This window comes from Empedobacter stercoris (assembly GCF_020281205.1).
In the GTDB taxonomy this organism is placed as follows: Bacteria; Bacteroidota; Bacteroidia; order Flavobacteriales; family Weeksellaceae; genus Empedobacter; species Empedobacter stercoris.
Genome location: NZ_JACXZC010000024.1, coordinates 16042 through 37907, shown reverse-complemented (window position 1 = coordinate 37907; position 21866 = coordinate 16042). Strand labels below are relative to the sequence as shown.

The following is a 21866-nucleotide window of genomic DNA, read 5'->3' as shown; positions in this document are numbered from 1 at the left end:
TTCAGAAAGTTTTATTCATTCACAATTACCTTCAAATCAATGTCAGCAACTTCTTTTAGATAATTTGCTGTTACACCAAGTAAAGTCATTACAGAATCGGATGTTTTTTGTTTAGATAAACTTGGTTGAACGATGAAAATTTCAAAATTCATAGGTTTTCTGTTTTTAGCAATAGTCAACAACCTTTCGATATCTTCTTTAGAACCTTTTTCAATGCGACTTCTTTCATTTCCCCTTCTAGCTTTTATTACTCGTCTCAATAAGTGTTGAAAAAACTCGTATCCTTTCTTATGCTTCCAATGAATTGATTTTTGAGCTTGACCACATACTTCATAAAAATTATCAACCCTTGTATTTACTTTTCCATCTTTTGCAAATTTTAGATGATAAAACTGTATGTTTATTTCATTTTCAAGTTCTTTTATGGTTATAATATCTGCTATTTCTCCTGAATAATCATCATCATAAATAATATCAAAATCTTCATTGATTAAATGTTGAATTACTTTATATTGAATAGAATTAGTTTTAAGAGGATAGATCCCTTGGGCTTCTTTACTTAAGTCAACTCCATCCCAATTCCAATCAATTAAGTTTTCGACTGGATATGGTAGTATAATCTGTTTAAGTTGAACATATTCGTTTCCTTGAAGTGCAGAACCATCAGCAAACCATATTATAGGCGGGAATTTATTAAAATACTCCGTTGTTTTAAAAACTTTAGAAGCTATCTTTATTTCAGAATCAATACCATCTAAAGAAATTATTCTAAAATTAGGATATTGATTTCCTTGTTCATCAGTTTCAATATATAATTCTTTCTTTAATTTGGTAACTCCGTTAGGCGTTGTTATTTGAAACTCGATAGCGTCTCGATTATCTATATTAATCAATTCAATTGAACATTCAGCAGAGTTAAAAGTTCCATTAATTGTTATTTCTATTTTAGCTTCAGGGAAATTATAGAAATTATCATCCCAATCTATATATGTTGGATATTCATCAGGAATTTCATAAATAACTTCAGGAATTAAAGTATCTCGTAAGACTTGATTTGGGTCTATACCTTCATCAACTAGTTTATTTCCTATATTATCACACCAATTAACAAAACCCTTTAAATCATTTCTTAAATAACTCCATATTCTTCCTTTATAAGAGCATCCTAAAGTTATTTTTTCACCTTCCTCATAGCCAGATCCAAAGACAAAAGCTTTTTCTCCTCTTTGTTGTTCAGCTAAGGATAAAGCATCTTGGATATCAGTTCCTACACGCATTGTAAATCGAATTTTTCTATTAAGAAATTCTTTTAATCCAACGTTTTGTAATGAAACACGTTTTACATCATAGAAACTACGATAAACTAAAAGCTTATTTATAAGTTCAGCATTATCATTTAATACAGCTTTTGCTATTTCAGGATATAAATTAGACTTATCTGAACTATGAATAAAAAGAAGGTTATTTTCCTCGTTATAGTATAATATTGTAAGCTTCCAATCTAAACCAAATACTTCCTTGTAATTTACCCATTCAACTTCAGATTTAGAGGCTGTAATAATTACAACTGTATTTTCATGAGGATTATAATCATGGAATTTATATTCCAACTCATCATAATCTTTGATACCATTTTTAAAATCTAATAAATCGTATGAATAATCAGGATTTAAATTTTTATAAATGACTGTACTTAAAGCAAATTTTATATTTTGAAAAGGAATTTTTGAATTATCTAAATGCTGAAAGCCATTAATGAATTCTTCAAAATCAATTTGTTCAGAAACTTGATCAGAACTTAATCTTGATAATAAGACATTCCAATCGGAATCTTGTGCATATAAATCACTTAACTCATTTTCTGTTTCAGAATCTGCCAAATTAGCGATAAAAGTTGCGTTTCCTAAATTATCATCAATAGAAGTTCTTGTAAATCTTCCTGCAAATTGCAATGTGATTGGTAGACTTTTTCTAATGTCATGAAAAGCTGCAATTTTTAGTTGGGGTAAATCAAAACCTTCACCTAGCATATTTACAGCAACTATAATTTTATGCTCGCCATTTATAATATTTTGTAAAATCTCTTTTTTATTTAATACAGTTGAATGAATTAAGACAGGTTTTAGATCTTCATATTCTTCATAATATTTGAAAACTTCATATGCTTTAGCTTTTTTTTGACATCTAGCCATCAAAATATGAGTATGTCCATTAGCTAAGTCTTCACGTAGTTTTTCTACTGCTTTTTGTGCAATTAATTTGTGACCTTTATTTAAGTCATATTCTCTAATAGGTAGAAAATCTATTGGTCTGAAATATCCTTGTTCCTGTGCTTTTTTCAAACTGAAATTAAAAATAACTTTTCCTTCAATTCTTTTTTGATCATTACGAAAAGGAGTAGCAGTAAACTGTAAAATTTTATTATTGTCAAACGCTTTTCTAACTCGCTTCCATGAGTTTGCTTCAACATGATGTGCTTCATCAATAAAAACATTTGAGACATGAGAATTAAGAATAGCTAACACATTAGGTGGCAAATTTGACAAAATATTCATTGTTGTAACAATGACATTTGATTTTTCGATAAATTCAATTAAATCTTCGTTGTTTTGAAAACTTTGATAAATTATTCCAACCTTAGGATTTATAACACCTGGATTAATAATTCCAAACTGTTTTAATAATCCTAATTTTAAGAATTTATTTGAAATTTGAGTTCTTAATGCATCTGATGGAACTGTAATAATTACTTTATTTAACTTTCCTGCAATTAAAGTAGATAACATTGTTTCTGTTTTTCCTGTACCAGTAGGCATTACAACAGTACCAATTTCATCAGAAACTTTTAAATGGCTTAAAATTGAATAAAGTGCAGCTATTTGAGGTTCACGTAATCCATATATTCTTGCATTAATATCTTCTTCTAAAAAATTAAAATTACGAGCCCAAGAATTAACAATTTCGGAATTTGTATATTCTCTTTTTAGAGGGTGTTTTAACCATCTTTTTAAGATAATATCATCTTCAATTGACTGTTCAGTTGGTTTTTTGTTTGATAGTAATATATAATCAAAATTAGTAGATTCAAAATCTTTATTTGATGTAACACAAATTCGTCTACCATCTACTAATATTACAACATAACCTCTATAACTATTTTGAAAAAAATAATCTACATTAACACTTTCTAAAACGATTTGTTCTATTGTATTTTTAAAACCAACTTTGTTAAAGTAAGATAATCTTAATTCAGGAAGTAAAATTTGATTCATAAATAATTATATTTAAATGCAATTTTGATTGGATGATTAGTCAGTAGTGGAGTTTGATTAAATTTCTTTATTCCATCTTGGAAGCCTGTTATTCTTTACAAGAAAAGCTTTTAGTATTGATATTTCTAGTACTCTTGGATGATCAAAACACTCTGAATGATATGTTCCATACCATTTAATTTTTAAAGAATTAATACTTTCTAAAACCATTTGTTTTGGTAAAGAATTACGGCGAAAATCTCCAAATTGTTTTCCTTTTAAAAAACGACCTCTTAAACCATCTTTTCTAAAAACAATATTTCCTTCTTTGCTAGTTCTTCCACTGATACCGACATAAAGTAACTCATTCGAATCTCCATCATAAAACAGATATAGCCCTGCTAGATCATTTATTTTTGGAATATTACAAACTTCACTTAAAATCGAAGTTTGATTGAAAACAAAACTTCCTTTTAATTGATAATTTTCTAGATTTTTAAGTAATTGGTTGGTCATAATATTTATAATTATTTAAGCCCCCAACGCGTCTCGTAACACTTGTTGCAACAACAACTCGTTGGTTTGTTGGCTTTGTTTTACTTGTTCTTCCAACGCATCGCAATAGCGCATTAACTCATCCAATTTAACCACAATGCGTTCTTGAATTTCTAAAGGTGGAAGTGGAATAATTTCATTCAATACCATATCTCTATCTATCCCAGGTATTAAACTTTTACTTCGCTCTTGAAAAGAATTAATTGAAAGGCGTAATATATTTTGAATATAATTAATGATATTGATTGAATAAATATCTCTAATACTCATTAGTTGTCTTGCTATATGAACTTTATCAATTTTTAAGACTGTCATTTTACCAATTGTACCTTTACAAGTAATTAAAAGTTCTCCTTTTTCAGCAATCGATTTTGGGGTTTCTGTCCATCTATTAATAATAACTTCTTCATTTTCTAAATTGCTTGCTCCTGTTATGTACGGAATTCCAATGCCTTTATCATTATATTGACTTGATGTTAAATCTTGTCCTGATTTTAATTCAATGACTTCCCCCAATCTACACCACGTCCAATTTTCAGGGATAACGAAAGGGATTTCTTCATCAGTAATCGGTGCTAATGGTTTTGGTTTCTTGATTTTCTTTTCTTTCACCAATTGGTTTTTTTCGGCTTGTATCTCGGCTAATAAATCGGCTCCGGTTTTGTTGTCGCTGGTTTCATTGCTCACCAATAGGCCTTGCATCGCCTCGCGCAAAAATGCCTGACGTAGATTTTTAATCAAGTCTAATTGGTGGGTGATTTCTTTAGTTGCTAACTTTAGATTTATATTTATTTGATGTAATTCAAGAATATGGTTTTCAATACTTTTATTAAAATATTCTTTATCTTGAATCGAATCTGATTTTAAATCATTTAAAAATTCAATAATTGCTCTTTGTTCATCGATATTAGGAATTGAAAACTTTAATTGTTCAATTTGTTTTGGACTCACATTTGGAATTGCAGCTCCCCAAGCTAATTGTTTAATTGTATCTTGAACACTTCTTGCTATCCAATAAACATATTCTTTTTCAAAAATATTATCATCTAAAACATCGAATCGTCCAACACGCTGATTAAGATATAATTTACCTAATCCAGCCTGTACAATTCCTAATTTACCAATAGTTCCACCTGTTAAACAAATAATAATATCTCCTTCTTTTAACTCATATTTAGAAAGAGAATCATCTTGATCATAAAAAATACAATTAGAAATATCAATCTTTTCATTATTAAAATCAGAAATTCTAATTACTGGAATTCCTTCTTTTTTATATTGAGCAGTTTTAAAAGCATAACCACCACCAATCTTTATATATTTAGAAAGAGGTACAGGCTTATATATTTCAGATAAATCTTTATTGATAACATTTACGTATGTTCCTACAGAATTATAAAAAACATCTAACCAAATATTATCTTCAAACTCATTTAGTATTCTATTACCTTTCGCCATTACCCAATCGCTTGTTTTAGTTGTTCTAATAAGGTATTGGTTTTCGCTAAAGAATCTGCCAATTGCGTCATCAATTCTGCCGAAGAATGTTCAATCACTTCTTCTTGTTTGGTTGGGTTTTTAATGTCCAAATCAAAATTGCGCTCTATCACTTCGTCTATGCTCACTTTCCAAGCCACTTCGCTTTCGGCACGGTTGTTCCACCAAGCCGTAATCGGTTCAAACTCGGCTTCTTTTATCGGTTTGGTTTTGCTGTAAGCTTTTTGTCCTTCGGGCAAACGGTGTTCGTAATACCACACTTCTTTTGTAGCATAATCTGCTGTTTCGTTGTTGTGGTGTACTTTCTCAAAAAACAACAAATTGGTCGCTACCGTGGCATAGGGCTGAAACACTGAGTTAGGCAAACGCACAATAGTGTGCAAACGGCAATCTTTCAGTAACTTTTCGCGGATGCGTTGTTTTACGCCTTCGCCCGTTAGCGAACCATCGGGCAATACAATCCCCGCACGTCCACCAACTTTTAGCAAGTGAATCATCAGAATCAAGAACAAATCGGCCGATTCTTTGGTACGGTAATTTTGTGGAAAGTTGTTTTCGTTGTTGTTGGATACCACACCACCAAAAGGCGGATTCGCCAAGATGACATCTACACGGTCTTTTTGTTTGTATTCCGTCAACGGCTGATCCAAAGAATCGCGGTAGGTAATATTTGGCACTTCTATATCGTGCAAAATCAAATTGGTTGTAGCCAACAAATACGGCAATGGTTTGTATTCCCAACCAATGATATTGTCTTGCAAGGCTTGTCGATCTTCTACAGAATCTACTTGCTTGTAAATATGCTCAATTGCCGCCGTTAAATAACCACCTGTACCACAAGCCGGATCTAAAATACGTTCGCCCAATTGCGGATTCAGGGTTTTGGTAATAAACTGCGTAATAGCACGAGGCGTATAAAATTCACCCGATTTCCCTGCGTTTTGCAGGTCTTTTAGCAACGATTCGTAAATATCTCCGAAAGCGTGTTTGTCTTTGGTACTGTTGAAGTCTATTTCGTTTAGTTTGTTCAATACCTGACGGATATGAACGCCCTTTTTCATGTAATTGTTGTTGCCCTCAAACACTTCGCGTACAATCACCGCACGTTTGTTGCCCGTACTGATGTCGATATTGCGTAAGGCAGGAAACAATTTTTGATCGATAAATTCTAATAATTCATCACCTGTAATGCCTTCGTCGTCACCTGCCCAATTTTCCCAACGATATTCGGTTGGTATTGGCGAGGTATAATCGTCGTATAATAATTCTAATTCTTGGTCTTTATCTGAAAAGATTTTTAGGAAAAGCATCCATCCCAACTGCTCCAAACGTTGTGCATCACCGTTTAGTCCGTTGTCTTGTCGCATGATCTTTCTAATGCTTTCTAAAATTCCTGATATGCTCATTTGTATTTATTCTTTTATTAATTATTAATGACCACTTCTTCCTAAAAGTGGTCTGGTGTGTAAATGTAGTCCTGATTCTAGGATTTCTAAAATATCAGTGTCTTTATCTTCTTCAATTAAATCTACTGGAGCATAATACAGTTTAAACTCAATGTGTTTAAATTGCTCATGCCAATTTTCCAAATGCAAACCATAAGTTCCTTTAGGAGTTGGTTTTAAATGAGAATTAAATCTACTTTGTAATTTTTCTTTTGATTTTCCGACATACAAAATATTGTTAGTGTCAGCTATATTTTTCTTATTTACTTTCGGATATTTAGTGCTTTTATCATCGACTTTTAACTTAGAGATATGATCATAAATCATTTCAACATCTCCATTTCTCAAATTATTAAGTTGGATAAAATAAATGCAGTTTTCTAGTTTACCAATGTTCAAAGGAAGCTTGCCACTTTTGATTGAATCCTTTAAATCAATAACATCAAATTTTATTGTATCTGCATAAGAGATTAATTTGTCATTTAACCGATTAATATGTTCTATATAATCTTTTGTCGTTTGTTTTATATCGAAAGACATAGTTTCTATTTAAAAATTGTTTGGTTAGCTAAAATGATTTGAGATAACTTATCAATTTTAGGTCTTTGTTCTTCCATAATTTGTTGATAAACAATTTCAATATAACCTTCTTCATGGATTAAAGAATATTCGATAGGATAATATTTACTTTCGTAAACTGCCCAATTATCATTAAATCGTTTATAAAGAGTTAAATTTGCTTTTTCAAATAATTCCTCAATAAATTGGAATTTATTAATATATGTAGGGTTTATAGCAATTTTAAATTCTATTTTTTCACTATTAGTAGGATATCTTAACTCCCATAAAAATAATTCTCCTTCTTTCCATCCTTTATTATTAGGTGTCCTAGGAACGATAGAATTAATTTCATGTGGTAAAAATCTTGAAAAATGTTTGTGATCAGAACCTAAAACAAATTTATCTTTAACTAATAGTTCATTCATTTTTTCTCTAATTATGGCAATAGAATCTGGTCTATTTGCAATTATAAAATCGAATAAATCTTGATGTTGACGATATAATTTTTCAGCTAAAATATTGGCAGGATCTTGTTTCATAATGTTTTTGTTGAGATTATCAATGTAGTCTTTGATATAAGTTAAAACGTGATCTTGAATTGTATCACTTTTGTATTCGACCAAATCATTTAAATAAAGCAGAATATGTTCTTGATAAGAAACCTCAATAAAATAATTTTTAAGGGAAGCCTCCTCTCCAAACTTTGTCAAATAAACAAAAATCGGTTTTTTGTTTGAATAGTTTTTTACTACAATATCTTTATAACGTTGAAGCTGATCATTTCCTTCTCCTGAATGAATTTTATTTTCAATAACAATAATAGTCGAATCAAATTCAATTAAAATATCAATATTGTGTTTTTCACGATGAATAATGAGATTTTCTTGTAATAATTGGTGAGTTGATAAAACGTCTAATTTTTTAAATTGACTAAATTCCATCAGATTTACTCGAGAATCTTGGATAATTTGAATTAAAAAACGCTTCAAAAAATAATCTCCAATTCCATGATTACCATTTGGATTAAATATCCAAGCTAGAAAATGAGAATGTCTAATTTCATAATGACTAACGCCCAAAATTTCAAAAATATTAGGTTGATTACGAAGTAATTCTAATCTTTCAAAATTAGGATCAATTAATAATTCTGAATAGAGTTGGTTTACTTTTTCTTTTGATAAATCAGCCATTATGCTATACTATAAATTTCGTTTTCTAATTCTTTAATTGCTTGTTGATATTGTATTCTTCCGCCAAAAGATTTAACGATTTCCATCGGAGAACCGTAATCAGAAATAGGATTTATTTTCAAAACTTCCATTGATTCTATATTCTCAATACCTTCATCCGCATATTTATCAATTAAAGCATCGATTACTTTAGCTGCTTTATCACCGTATTTCGTAAAATAATTACGTTTTTTCACATTATTAGCACGTTCTTTTCGTGTTAAAGGAGGTTGATCAAAAGCTACGTGACAAATGATATCAAACAAATCACATTCTTTGTTTACCGCTTCTAATAAATCATGAATAGGAATTCCTTGTTCTTGTAATTCTTTAATAATTGCCTCTTTACGATCGGTTTCACTCCAAGTTTTTAAGAAGCTATCCATAGAATGATAACGCTCCTTAATCATTTGTTTGGTATAATCTTTTAATCCAATTGTAATTGGTTTTCCGTTGTTATCAAAATACAATTCACGTTGATTTAATACACTTACATCTACACCATTGATATAGATTTTTTTAGGTTTTTCCTTTTTTTCTGTAAAAGGTTGATGAATATATGGTGGTTGTGGATCATTAATTGAGTTATCAGGATTAGAAATGTCAGGATTGTCATCGTCTCCAAAAGTGTCATCAATAGGTTCGTCATCTCCTACAACTTTTATACGTACGGGATCACCATCAAATGCTGGGTCAGCAAATAAATCCGTTGCATTTCTGAAGTCTAAAATAGTAAAGTACAATTTTCCAAATTCTTCATTAACCCGAGTTCCACGACCAACAATTTGTTTAAACTTTGTCATAGAACCTATTTCAGTATCTAAGACAATTACTTTACAAGTTTGTGCATCAACACCAGTAGTCATCAATTCTGAAGTTGTAGCAATTACAGGATAAGTTTGTTCAGGATCTATGAAGTTGTCTAATTCACGTTTTCCTTCATCATTATCACCCGTAATTCGCATTACGTATTTGTGATTTTTAGCAACTAAATCAGTATTTAGATTTGCAATTGCAGTTCTCATTCGTTCAGCATGATCTATATCTCGGCAAAAAATGATGGTTTTGTTATAACGATTTGTATTTTTTAAGAATTCGGTTACTTTTTGAGCGACAATTTCAGTACGTTCATCTACTACCATTGTACGATCAAAATCTTTACGGTTGTAGATTCTATCTTCTATGATATTACCTTCCTTATCCGTTTTTCCATCGTTAGGTCTCCAACCTTCTAAATCAATATCTAAACTTATTCTAATGACTTGATAAGGCGCTAAAAAACCATCCGAAATACCTTGTTTTAATGAATAAGTATATATAGGCTCTCCGAAATATTCTTCATTGCTGACTTCTTCTGTTTCTTTTGGTGTAGCAGTTAAACCAATTTGAGTTGCAGAACCAAAATATGTTAATACTTCTCTCCATGCAGATTCTTCCTTTGCACTTCCACGATGACACTCATCAATAATGATTAAATCAAAAAATTCGGGACTGAATTGTTTGAAGATGTTTTTTTCTTCTTCATTTCCAGTTAATCCTTGATAAATTGCTAAATAAACTTCATATGATTTATCGACTTGTCTTTTCTGAACTATAGTCATTTTATCTTTGAAATGTTTAAAATCGCCACGTTTAGTTTGATCGATTAAGGAATTTCTATCTGCTAAAAATAAAATTCTTTTTTTGGCTTTAGATTTCCATAAACGATGTGCAATTTGAAAGGCTGTGTACGTTTTTCCTGTTCCTGTTGCCATAACTAAAAGAATACGATTTTGCCCTCTAGCAATTGCTTCAAGTGTACTATTTATAGCATTCTGTTGGTAATAACGAGGAGTTTTTCCTGAACCATCAAAAAAATAATCTTGTTCTACAATTTCTTTTGCGGATTCTGTTTCAATTCCTTTATATTTTAGGTATTTACTCCATAATTCTTCAGGAGATGGAAATTCGTTTAATTCTAATTCAGTTTCAATTTGATTTAGATTAGTTTTGTCATGAAATAAAAACCGATCACCATTTGTAGAAAAGATAAATGGTAAATTTAAAATTTCAGCATATTCCAAACCTTGTTGCATTCCTGCACCAACTGAATGGTTGTTTTCCTTCACTTCAATTATACCAATTGGTATGTTTGGTTTATAATAAAGTATATAATCTGCTCTTTTCTTTTTACCTCTAGTAGTTAAGTTACCACGTATATGAATTCTTCCATCAGTAAAAGTCTTTTGTTCAACATATTGCTTCATTCTATCCCAGCCAGCAGATTCAATAGCTGGAGTGATGAATTTTGTACTTATATCTTGTTCTGAGAATTTACGTTTGTCCATAATTTGTGTTTGTGTAAATATACAAAATGTTAAAATGCTAATAAAGTAATAACAACGGACATTTCCTTACGTGAAACCGTATTTGTATCATTATTTCAAAGACAGGAAGTTATGGCGACAATATATGACGTGATGATAATAAAAAGGTAATGAAATAGTAGTAAGAGATAATTGCTCTTGAAAGAAAAAAGTATATTTATCAAAACTTAAATTGATGTGCCAAGTTTATGCTGATGTCACGTTTTGTACGTGTTCTGATTTTGATTCAGATACTATTGAAAAACTGAATCATCATTGGATTTTATCGTTGCAATGAATTTTTAGAAGTTGATTTATTAGTTTAAAAATTATACTTTTCTTCTCTAGGAATAATTTTGATTTTATTTCCGATTGAAGTTTTCCAATAATGAGTTGATGAATAAAAATCTGAAAAAGCATATGGTAACTCATCTTTTTTTACTTTTTCAAGTACATTTTTAAACCATTCAACATATTGATTATTTTCGCCTTTAGCATTTTTTAGAAATTCTTTTTCTTCTGATATAAATAATCTCGTTAATTCATCAAGATCTATTTCTTTAAGATTAACATCATAAAATTTTTGAATCCAATTTGTTATATTAAGATTGTTTCTTTTTCCATTAACATCTACTAGAAATATACATCTCCAATACATTCCTGACGATGACAATGACGGAATAACTCTCAAATTATTGTAACCTTTTTCATGTAAATTTCTTGCCAGATAAAGTATTTTATGCATATTTATAATATAAAAATTTCTTTCCATTATTTTGAGATTTTATTAAAGTTAGATAAAATGTAATAAATTATAAATAAAACATTAGAAATGATTTATTTCCTCTTATGTCTTACCAAATCAGTTACAACACCCAAAATAATGACCACATCTTCATCTTGTAATTGAATACAATTTTTGTATTTCGGATTTAGAGAAATCAATTGTTTGTTGATGGCATCATAACGTTTGAAGGTATATTCGGAATTGTTGACCGATACCACAATATCATCATGATGTCTTGGTTCGATATCAGATCGAATGATAAGTAAATCACCTTTCAGATATTCAGGATACATACTTTCACCACCCACACGATTAAGATAAGTTGCTTCGGGATGATTCAGTAAAATTTCATCTAAACTTATATTATTTTGTACAAAATCAGCAGCAGGAGAGGGGAAACCAGCCGAAACATCACCAAAAAATTGAACAAATCGTTTTTCACCATCTGTTTTGATAGGGATATTGATTAACTCTTCTGAGAATTTCGGAACTTGAATAAAATGTACCATTTAATAAACATTTAAAATATCTGTAAATTTTGTTGTGTAGCAAGGTGACAAACGTTCTTGCTTCATTTTCCATTTTCTACGCACATCTTGAGAAGCTAATTTAAGCATATGATCGCCATAATTCGCATTCAATTGATCCATTACACTCATCAACGCTTTATGTTTTGGAGAATCTTCGTGAAATAAATTCATTTGTGCTTGATTATCGGGCGTAATAGCCGAAACGATAACGCCAGCTTTTTTATAATCAGGAACTTTGCCTTCGGTAGGCACCAATTTATCCAATAAAAATAAAGCAGATTTGGACAAAACAATGCTCGAATTCGAATCAAAATCTAAGGTTGTACTTAAAGAATTTGAAACAAAAGATTGTTTTTCATCAAAACGATTGGTCATCACAAAAACAGTAATAATGTTGCATTTTGATTGTTCTTTTCTAAGCTTTTCGGCACAAGAAACAGCAAATGTAGAAACACGCTCTTTCAGATTTTCATAATCATTGATTGTTTTCTCAAAACTTCGAGTAGTGGCAATTGATTTTTTGCGTTGAACTTCATCTAATTTTAAGATGCTTTCGCCTAATAATTCCTTTTTCAAACGCAATTCGACGATGGAGAAATTTCGTTTGATGTATTCATCATTCAATAATGTAAAATCATAGGCATTTTTACAACCAACAAAAGCTAAACGTTTAGCTAAACGTCGCCCAATTCCCCAGATATCCTCACATTTTAACCATTTTAAGGCTTTAACCATTTTCTCTTTCGAATCAATCATATAAACTCCGTTATGATGTTTAGGAAATTTCTTTGCTATTCGATTCGCCACTTTAGCTAAAGCCTTAGTTGGAGCGATACCAATACAAACAGGGATTTTGGTAATGGTATATATTTTTTGTTTAATTTCTTGGGCGTACTTTACCAAATCATAGTTATCAAAGCCTTTGAAAAGAAGAAAAGATTCATCAATCGAATAAATTTCTATATCAGGACAATACGATTTTAAAATCATCATCACGCGATTACTCATATCCGCATATAAGGCATAGTTTGATGAGAATACATTAATTTTATTTATTCTGAAATTATTCTCGTATTCAAAAGCAGGAGCACCCATTGGGATCCCTAAATCTTTGGCTTCATTAGAACGCGCAATCACACAACCATCGTTGTTAGAAAGCACTACTACAGGCTTTCCGTTCAACGTCGGATTGAATACTCGTTCGCACGAAGCGTAAAAATTATTGCAGTCAACTAAAGCATACATAATGTTACAAAGTTGAGCAAATAAAGCGCTACAAGGTGTCGTCGAAAAGTGTTAAATATTATTCAAATAAACTCACTTGTCCATCTTCCCGTTGATAGCTGAAATCTGTAAATGGTACAATAGGTTTACAATTAAGCCAATTCATTAAATTTTCACCATCATTTAGGACTACTGGCATACGATGTTTAGTATTGTGGATATAATCCATAATGCCGACAGCTTCAGTCGTAACAATCGTAAACGTATCATCTGAATACAATCCTGCTAAACACATCAAATTATTGTTGATTCCGATATCATATTTGATTTTATCTTTGCCTTCGTGTCGCCATTCATAAAAACCATCAACCAATATCACACAACGATTGGTGTAAGCATCTCGAAAAGATGGTTTTTCATCAATAGTTTCAATTCGTGCGTTTAGTGTATTATTCGAATTAAAATCATTTCCAGCCCAATGCGGAACTAAACCCCATTCCAACAAATGAATAAAATCTTGTTGATTGGTTATCACAGGTAATTTCGGATGATCAAAACCTTTGAAATGAGGATTTGGCGTAAATCTTACCTCAGGTTTGAATTTCAACCTCGATTTCTTTTCAATCTGTTCTTTTGTTTTGGTAACTTTTACATGAAAACACATAGCATCTACTTTGGAATAAAGGTAATCATTTTCTATCTTTACATCATTAAAATAGTAATTACGTACGCGTAAGCTATCGTTATGGTTTTAACTGAAATTGCGACCTTCATTTAAAAAGACCGATTAGCGATAGACTTACGCCCATGTCTATATATGGCGTGGGCTAGGTCTTTCAGGTCTTTTAGGTTGTCGCAAACCTCAGTTAATGATTGTACATAGTTCCACGCCATCTTTATTTATGGAATATCTACAAAAATTATCTGAACAAGGTAAAAGTCCTTTACAAGTTATTCATCTTATTTTCAATCGTATTTTGTTTGAAGAAAAAGATCAATCTTTAGAAAAACTAAATTATATTAAACTCAATCCTGATTTTGTAAACGAAGTAAAACTGTATCAAAAAACCAATGATATTGGAGTTAATAACCAATATCTACTTGATAAAATCAATGAATTTTTATTAATTGATAACACTTCAATCAAAACAGCAATTATATATTTGATTGTAAAATCTCCTAAATTAATGACGATTACAGAATATTTATTAATTCGTAATTCTCTAAATTTCGATTCGTTGGTTGCTTATACATTTAAAGACTTTGAAAATTTCTTAAATTACAATAAACAAGATTATAGAATTAATATGTTTTTCTACTTTTATTTTCAAGATATTTATGATGTTCTCATAGAAAATGATCATATTTATAAAGAAGAATATGATAAAAAATTAGAATACTTTTTGAATAAATCAGTTGAGTATTCTAATTTTCTTTAACACGATTTTAAAAATTATTTAGTTTTAATTTTAGCTGATCCATTAATCGATTATATTCAACTAAATCAATTTCTACAACATTTTTTTCTCCGTTAAATTTGCTCTTTTTTGCTTTATCTAATTCAAATATTTTAGATTTTATATCCTCAAAATTAATATTATTTTGAGGAGCTTCTTTTTGCGGTACAACACTTAAACTTTCTGCAATTTCTATCACTTTATGTGTATTAGAATTGGTTTGATTAATCATCTCAATCATCGTTTTATTGGTGTTAATATATTGAGTTTTTATTTCAAAAAGTGTAGGATTTAATCGTTTATTTATAAACTCACAATGAATTTTTGATATTGTTCTTTTGAGTTCAAAAATTTGTCTGTGCAAAGAAATATTTGCATCTCTTGGAGAAGTTTCGTTGTCAATAAAAAACTTAAAAATATCTTGAAAAAGATCATCATAAGTTGGATAATCATATAACCTTTTCATCTTAATAGCATGGTCTCTTATTGATTCATCTAATTTAAAAGTAACTAACTTATTTTTCATTTTACTACTTTGTTAACATTGTTAATACTATTGATATTTAATGTGTTATATTGTAAAGTAGTATTTTAAAGCATTTGCAAATACTACTTTTGTTTTATAATAAACTGAAAATTAAGGAAATATGTAATTCAAATCGGTTACCCGCGATTACTGCTTGCTATTTCCTAATTTTACTAAAAATTCTAATTTTTGGCTATTTTTCAAAAATTATGAATTCGTTTAAATCTTTATAGTTTTTATAAAAATATGAATCATCTTTTACTTTAGTTTTTAATTCAGTTTCTAAGAAAATTGTTGCAGATTTTCCAGCATCATCGTGGTCAAAATAAGTCTGAATAGAATCATATTTATTTATCAATTCTATATTTTTTCGAAGCAAAGCAATTGAATTTAAAATCAAAAAATCGTAAAGAAATTCGTCCTTCGGAAATAAAAAAAGGTAACTAATAAAATCACTCCAACTTTCAAAAACTTTTAATTGCTCTTGATTATTTTTTATCAATGAAATATCTTTTTTTACTAAACACATTTTGACATATTTATTTCGAATTTCATATCCATTTTCATTGTTCGGAAATGCAATTGCGTAATATGTTTTCTGATTTAGTTTATAATGAATTTCTTTACAATATCGATTTACAATTTCTAAAGGGAGTTTTCTCTCTTCTAAATATTGAATTAAAGGAAATGAAGTAATTTTTTTTAATTCTAAGACACTATAATTATTTTTTGGAGGTAATATATCATTAGAAATTTTTTGCTGTTGAAAAGAAAAAGAATTTTCGTTGAAGTATTTTAAAACTCCTTTAATATCAGTTTTCAAATAGTGAATGAAAAAATCTACATTTTTTCCTCCTAATCCGTTTCCATGGTCGAACCAGATGTCATATTTATAATTTTTAGATATATGGAAAGATGGAGTTGATTCGTTTGGTCTAAATGGTGAGATTACCCATATTGACTTATCTAATTTTTTTATAGATTTTAACAAATAATTGTTTGTTAAAATTTGTTCTAAATCAAGTTTATTTATGTCGTTTAAGTTCATTTTTTCTAAGTTTAATTTTTAAATTAACCCGTTCTACCCGTTCAAACCTTTCTATTACTAAGTTTAAGACTATTTTTTCTACTAGTTCATACCCGTTCAGACTTATCCGTAAAATATATTTTGAATAAGTATGAATAAGTAAAATGATATAACTTACCCATAATTAAATCCTTTAAACAGAGGCTTTGAATAAGTAGAACGGGTTGAACGGGTAGTTTTTTTAATTCTTCATAAATTCGTAGTAATATTCTGATAATTTTATTTTGTATTTTTTTGTTCTTTCTTCTCCAATTCTAAGTTGTTTATATCCTATATTGTTTAAAAGTTTTCCAAGCACAACTGGGTGCTTATTTACAAATACTTTTCTTAATTCAAAAGAAAGTTCAGTAACAGTCAAAAAATCATTTTCATTCTCACTATGATCTACAAAAGATATAATCTCTTCCTCTTCTCGAGAATAAGCTCTGAACTTATTGTTTTTATCGTCATTATAGTTTAATTCATCATTTGTTAGAAAGGGATCAAAATTATTGTCTTTATAGGCTAAATGATAAGCTTGTGACCAAACCATATTAATGTCAATATTAGAATATGAAAAGTCAATAAAATCAATCTCAAAAACCAACCATCTTACATTACTATTATCTTTTAGTATCCCAATTTGATTGGTAGAGCCTAAAAAAGAAGCAATACGTTCAATTCTTTCCGATTTTCTACCATAAGGTAATCGCTCATTAATGCTATCTTTTGAAATTAGTGATTTGGTAAATTCTATATCTTTGGACATAAAATTTTGCATTTCATCTAAATTGATAATCAAGCATTTGGCTATTTTGATAATAGAGTCTTTATCGTTACTGATGTTCTCTGCTATATAATCTTCCAAAATAGGAGGGCATAAGTATCGAATAAAAGTACTCTTACCAATATTTTGTTTGGGACTGTAAAATATTATTGCGTTTTTGTTAACTATTTTCTTTTCACAAGCACAGAGGATAGTGCGAACAAGAAACTTTCTGAATTGTTGATTAAAAAACTCTTGATGTTCATTTACTACAATTTTTGATACCAAATCTCCAATGTAATCTTTCCCATCCCATATAGGTAAAAGGTTATGGAAGTAGTTTTTGATAGGATTGTAATGATTACTTGTAGCTTTTAAATAGATTAAAAGCTTGTCAAAAGAAACTCGAATATCATTTCTTTCGATTTCAACATACAGACGTTCTAGATTCAATTCATTGTAATTATATTCTCCATAAACTGATGATTCATAAAGGAGACTAATGCTATTAAATCTAATATCATATCTGGGACTAAGATATGACTCAAGCTGGTCGAATACAGAACGTAACGACTTTTGGTCTTTTTTCATAAACTAAATGATTTATAATCTGAATTATAAGTTTTTTGCTTATCTTTGACCTATGATTTAAAAAGACAAAGCAAAAAACTTTGTTAATGATATTTGAAGTGATTATTGGGGAATAATCACTTTTTATTTTCTACTGTTTGCATATTTTGAAGCTTCGTTTTGTAATTGAAGTTTACTTTTCGATTTATTAGATAATAACCATTCATCTATTTCTTCTTTGTCAAAAAATAGATGCTTCCCATTAGGTTTGGAAAAAGGAATAATATTTCCTTGAACCATTTTATAAATTGTCGATTTAGAATAGCCTGTATAATTTGCTAATTCATCAGGGTTTAATACCTTCTTTTTATCAAGTAATAGAGTTTCTATACTTAATAATTTTTCTAAAATTAAATTGTCCATTGGTATAATGTTTTTATGATTATACCAGCAAAACTACACTAACCGAAAAGTGGAAAAAGTGGAAAAAATGGTTTACCATTAAAATTTATTAAAGAGTTCAATAATTTCATCACTTAATTTTGAAATCGTATTCTTATGATTTCCAAACTGTTTATAATTATATATATTATTATCATTAGAGTTTATGAAATAAATTAAGAAATCATCATTAATTTTATTGAAGGATACATTTTTTTGGATTTTTAAATTGTTGTAGAATTCTCTTAATGTAGGTACATCTGCTTTTAGTCTAATAGGCTTTTTTAAAAATAAATCTTTGAAGTCTTTTAATTCTAGATTATTTTCTGCTAAAAGGTCATTGTCAACGAAGAAATTGTAAATTTTTTTCAATTGTTCGTCAGTAAAAATAACTTTACATTTTTCTTTTAAGTTATTTGAAGTTTTACTATTCCGATTTGTTTTAACGTTATTTTCAGTATTTAAAATATTATAATGTTTTTCTAGTTGTATGTTTGTCTGAGTTGCTTTTAATATTTTTGAATTACCAATTTCATCAATATTAATTTGATTATGTTCTAGTGGGAATTTAATATTAATCCACCATGAAACTATTAGAAATGAGATATTAACTATCAAAAATAATATTATATCTAATTTATTCAACCCAGTATTCTTTATAAGTAATATTATAAATACAGAATTTGTAATTAAAAAAAGTAGAAAATGAAATAGTTTAATTCTTTCATTTTTTTGAGTAAAATGAAATTTACCTTCTTCTATAAAATTTCTTATTTTTTTATCAAAGATAAATTTATAATAAATAATAAAAGTTGTAATAATTATAACAGCAATTACTGACAATAGAATAATTTTTATCATAATTCTAAATTTAAAGTTGGTAATAAGTTTGATGCTTCTTTTAATCTTTTGTCAACGATTTTAGCGTAAATCTGTGTTGTACGAATATCTTTATGTCCTAAGACTTTCATAACGGTGTATAAATCTGCTCCAGCTTCTAATAATAGGGTTGCAGCTGTATGTCGAGCACAATGAAACGTAATATGTTTTGTAATTCCTGCTTTCATGCACCAACGTAATATTTCAGTATTAGTTCCTGTACCATAGTTTAGATTAACAAAGACTCTTAGATTCGCATAGTTTCGTTCACCGAGAAGTTCTCGTGCTTGTTTACTAATGTACATATATTCTAAATCATCAGTTTTTTGTTGAGTAAAAAAGATTCGATGTTCATCATTTTCATCACGCACTTCATTCCAAGTTAGTTTGAAAACATCACTCCATCTTAAACCTGTTAAACAGCTAAAAAGAAATGCACGTTTTACGACTTCATATTTACAATCGGTAACAGCTAGACTTTGAAGTTCTTCAAAAGTTAAATATTCGCGTTGAGATTCTTTTTCTTCGAAAGGTTTTATTTTTAAAAGTTTATGATTTGTGATATAACCTTCTTCGTAAGCTTGTTTGATAGTCGCTCTAAATCTGTTGAAATAAGAATATTTTGAACCATGTTTTAAAGGTGTACCATGTTTGGTTTTTGCATCAACGTCTAAAAACCTTTTAAAACCATTTATAGAATCTATGGTTATTTCTGAAAGAGTAGTAGAAGGATGGAAGTATTGATCGATGTAACGTTTTACAGATTTCCAAGTTCCATAATTCGATAAATACGATGATCGATGTTCTTTTAATAGATCAAAATATTCATAAAGTGTAATATTCGCTTTTTCTCTATCTACCATACCAAACTTACCTTGTAGAAATTCTGTTTTTCGAATGGCTAATATATTTTCTGCTAATTCAAGATTTTCTTTATTTTTTTTCTTTTCATCAGCATTAGTTGGATTAGGATTAATATATAGTTTTAAATACTCAAATTCTCGGAGATGTTTTCTCTTCCCTTCTACAGTAGTTGTAGATCCTTTATAATATTCGAGATAAAGCGTAATTTTATTTTCTGAAATTTTTCTTTGTTTGAGCGTGATTTTCATAACGATTATATTTGATGGTGTACATTTGTACATCAAAATTTAAAAATTAAAATAATTGGTGTACAATTGGTGTAAGAAAAGGAATAACAACATCCTTTTAACTACCACCAAATATAAAAACAAAAAACCTAACAATCATTATATTAAGTAGTTGTTAGGTTTTTATTATCCGTTATTATCCGATTTATTTCCCGATACAAAACTTGCCAAATATCGTCCCAAGAATATCTTGGTCAACATCTATTTCTCCTGTAATATGACCTAAATAAGTTAAAGCTTCACGAATGTCCATGGCTAATAAATCGCCAGGAAGTCCCATGTCCATACCTTGTTTTATTTTGCCGATTTGTGAAAGCGTATTTTGCAGTGCTTCTAAGTGACGCGAATTGGTTACAATCGTGTCATCTTGATTGCTTCCTTTTAATTTGATTTGATGGATCAAATTTTCTTTTAAAGCCTCGATATTGTAGTGGTCTTTTGCCGATATTTCTAAATGTACAACATCTTTAAACTCCTGTTTGATAGCATCAGAAATGGATGATTCGTTATTGTTTACATCAATTTTATTCGCTACATTAAACAAGATTTTACCACGTCGTTGCAAATCATCTAATTGATTGGCAATTTGGTTATCTGCTGTAATATTCGCGTCATACAAATAAATGATAATTGTTGCATTGTCAATTTTTTCAAATGTTTTTTCTATTCCAATACGTTCGATACTGTCACCAGCTTCACGAATCCCTGCGGTATCAATGAAACGAAATCCAACACCGTCAATATAAATAGTTTCCTCGATTGTATCTCGTGTTGTTCCTTCAATGTCCGAAACAATGGCACGTTCTTCGTTTAATAAAGCATTCAACAAAGTAGATTTACCTGCATTGGGTGCTCCGACAATAGCAACAGGAACTCCATTTTTAATCACATTTCCAAATGAAAAAGAATCAGCTAAACGTTTAAGAATCGATTGTAATTGGTTTAATAAATTATAAAATTGCGATCGATCTGCAAATTCGACGTCTTCTTCAGAAAAATCCAACTCCAATTCCATCAAAGCAGCAAAGTTGATCATCTGTTCTCTCAAATCTTTGATTTGATTCGAGAAACCACCACGCATTTGTTTGATGGCAATTTCGTGTGATGCTTTCGAGTCTGAAGCAATCAAATCGGCTACAGCTTCTGCTTGTGTTAAATCCATTTTGCCGTTCCAAAAAGCGCGGAATGTATATTCTCCTGGATTGGCATTACGAATGCCAATTTTATTTAATAGTTCTAATACTTTTTGTTGGATATAAATTGAGCCATGTGTCGAAATTTCGACAACATCTTCACCCGTATAAGAATGCGGATTTTTGAAAATAGAAAATAGCGCTTCATCAACAATGGTATCGCCGTCCATCACATAACCCAAATGTATAGTATGAGAAGAAGCTTCATTCAAAGATTTAGTAGCATTAAATTTTGATTGATAAATCTGAGCAACTTTAGAAATTGCTTCTGGTCCAGAAATACGAATAACCGCTATAGCGCCCATTCCATTGGCTGTTGCCAATGCACAAATTGTATCGTTGTTTAGCATATTGCAAATTTACAATTTTATTGGGAGAGATGAAATTATTTGA

19 protein-coding genes are annotated in these 21866 nt (G+C 29.5%); 1 reads left to right on the top strand and 18 read right to left on the bottom strand.

Annotated elements, in window-relative coordinates:
- Positions 1 to 11 precede the first annotated feature (11 nt).
- From IF125_RS11045 to IF125_RS10995, 11 genes are all read right to left on the bottom strand, one after another.
- A complete protein-coding gene (locus IF125_RS11045) occupies positions 12 to 3272 on the bottom strand; it encodes a DEAD/DEAH box helicase (RefSeq protein WP_225542518.1) in 3261 nt (1086 codons plus the stop codon).
- Positions 3273 to 3329: 57 nt separating this feature from the next.
- On the bottom strand, positions 3330 to 3767 hold the full coding sequence (locus tag IF125_RS11040; protein ID WP_225542517.1) for a hypothetical protein: 438 nt from the start codon (positions 3765 to 3767) through the stop codon (positions 3330 to 3332).
- A gap of 15 nt (positions 3768 to 3782) precedes the next feature.
- Entirely contained in the window at positions 3783 to 5264 is a 1482-nt protein-coding gene (locus IF125_RS11035) for a restriction endonuclease subunit S (RefSeq protein WP_225542516.1), read from the bottom strand.
- On the bottom strand, positions 5264 to 6709 hold the full coding sequence (locus tag IF125_RS11030) for a class I SAM-dependent DNA methyltransferase (protein ID WP_225542515.1): 1446 nt from the start codon (positions 6707 to 6709) through the stop codon (positions 5264 to 5266). The genes IF125_RS11035 and IF125_RS11030 overlap by 1 nt, the downstream gene beginning before the upstream one ends.
- 24 nt (positions 6710 to 6733) lie before the next feature.
- Positions 6734 to 7288 (bottom strand): hypothetical protein, encoded by a 555-nt coding sequence (locus IF125_RS11025; RefSeq protein WP_225542514.1) that lies wholly within the window; start codon positions 7286 to 7288, stop codon positions 6734 to 6736.
- 5 nt (positions 7289 to 7293) lie between these two features.
- Positions 7294 to 8499 carry a PDDEXK-like family protein gene (locus IF125_RS11020; RefSeq protein ID WP_188319947.1) on the bottom strand — a complete coding sequence of 402 codons (1206 nt, stop codon included), beginning with the start codon at positions 8497 to 8499 and terminating at the stop codon, positions 7294 to 7296.
- Entirely contained in the window at positions 8499 to 10865 is a 2367-nt protein-coding gene (hsdR, locus tag IF125_RS11015) for an EcoAI/FtnUII family type I restriction enzme subunit R (protein WP_225542513.1), read from the bottom strand. The genes IF125_RS11020 and hsdR overlap by 1 nt, the downstream gene beginning before the upstream one ends.
- A 340-nt stretch (positions 10866 to 11205) precedes the next feature.
- Positions 11206 to 11655: a hypothetical protein gene (locus tag IF125_RS11010; RefSeq protein WP_225542512.1), complete on the bottom strand. Its 450-nt coding sequence runs from the start codon at positions 11653 to 11655 to the stop codon at positions 11206 to 11208.
- A 65-nt stretch (positions 11656 to 11720) separates the two neighbouring features.
- On the bottom strand, positions 11721 to 12179 hold the full coding sequence (locus IF125_RS11005; RefSeq protein ID WP_180906606.1) for a LexA family protein: 459 nt from the start codon (positions 12177 to 12179) through the stop codon (positions 11721 to 11723).
- Complete coding sequence (locus IF125_RS11000) at positions 12180 to 13445, bottom strand: Y-family DNA polymerase (RefSeq protein ID WP_225542511.1); 1266 nt, start codon at positions 13443 to 13445, stop codon at positions 12180 to 12182.
- Between the two features lie 58 nt (positions 13446 to 13503).
- Positions 13504 to 14088 (bottom strand): SOS response-associated peptidase, encoded by a 585-nt coding sequence (locus IF125_RS10995; RefSeq protein WP_225542510.1) that lies wholly within the window; start codon positions 14086 to 14088, stop codon positions 13504 to 13506.
- Between the two features lie 205 nt (positions 14089 to 14293).
- On the opposite strand from IF125_RS10995, the gene IF125_RS10990 reads away from it, so the two are divergent.
- Entirely contained in the window at positions 14294 to 14863 is a 570-nt protein-coding gene (locus IF125_RS10990) for a hypothetical protein (protein WP_225542509.1), read from the top strand.
- Positions 14864 to 14870: 7 nt separating this feature from the next.
- Here IF125_RS10990 and IF125_RS10985 read toward each other — a convergent pair whose 3' ends face one another.
- The 7 genes from IF125_RS10985 to mnmE form a co-directional block, all read right to left on the bottom strand.
- Positions 14871 to 15407 (bottom strand): hypothetical protein, encoded by a 537-nt coding sequence (locus tag IF125_RS10985; RefSeq protein ID WP_225542508.1) that lies wholly within the window; start codon positions 15405 to 15407, stop codon positions 14871 to 14873.
- 193 nt (positions 15408 to 15600) lie between these two features.
- Entirely contained in the window at positions 15601 to 16455 is an 855-nt protein-coding gene (locus tag IF125_RS10980; RefSeq protein ID WP_225542507.1) for a toprim domain-containing protein, read from the bottom strand.
- Between the two features lie 220 nt (positions 16456 to 16675).
- Positions 16676 to 17830 carry a virulence-associated E family protein gene (locus IF125_RS10975; RefSeq protein WP_225542506.1) on the bottom strand — a complete coding sequence of 385 codons (1155 nt, stop codon included), beginning with the start codon at positions 17828 to 17830 and terminating at the stop codon, positions 16676 to 16678.
- Between the two features lie 123 nt (positions 17831 to 17953).
- Positions 17954 to 18232, bottom strand: a complete 279-nt coding sequence (locus IF125_RS10970) for a helix-turn-helix transcriptional regulator (protein ID WP_225542505.1) — start codon at positions 18230 to 18232, stop codon at positions 17954 to 17956.
- A 78-nt stretch (positions 18233 to 18310) separates the two neighbouring features.
- A complete protein-coding gene (locus IF125_RS10965; protein WP_225542504.1) occupies positions 18311 to 19111 on the bottom strand; it encodes a hypothetical protein in 801 nt (266 codons plus the stop codon).
- The gene (locus IF125_RS10960; RefSeq protein ID WP_225542503.1) at positions 19108 to 20241 is read right to left on the bottom strand and encodes a site-specific integrase; all 1134 of its coding nucleotides are present in this window, start codon (positions 20239 to 20241) and stop codon (positions 19108 to 19110) included. The genes IF125_RS10965 and IF125_RS10960 overlap by 4 nt, the downstream gene beginning before the upstream one ends.
- Positions 20242 to 20425: 184 nt before the next feature.
- The gene (gene mnmE, locus IF125_RS10955) at positions 20426 to 21823 is read right to left on the bottom strand and encodes a tRNA uridine-5-carboxymethylaminomethyl(34) synthesis GTPase MnmE (protein ID WP_225542502.1); all 1398 of its coding nucleotides are present in this window, start codon (positions 21821 to 21823) and stop codon (positions 20426 to 20428) included.
- Positions 21824 to 21866: the final 43 nt, after the last annotated feature.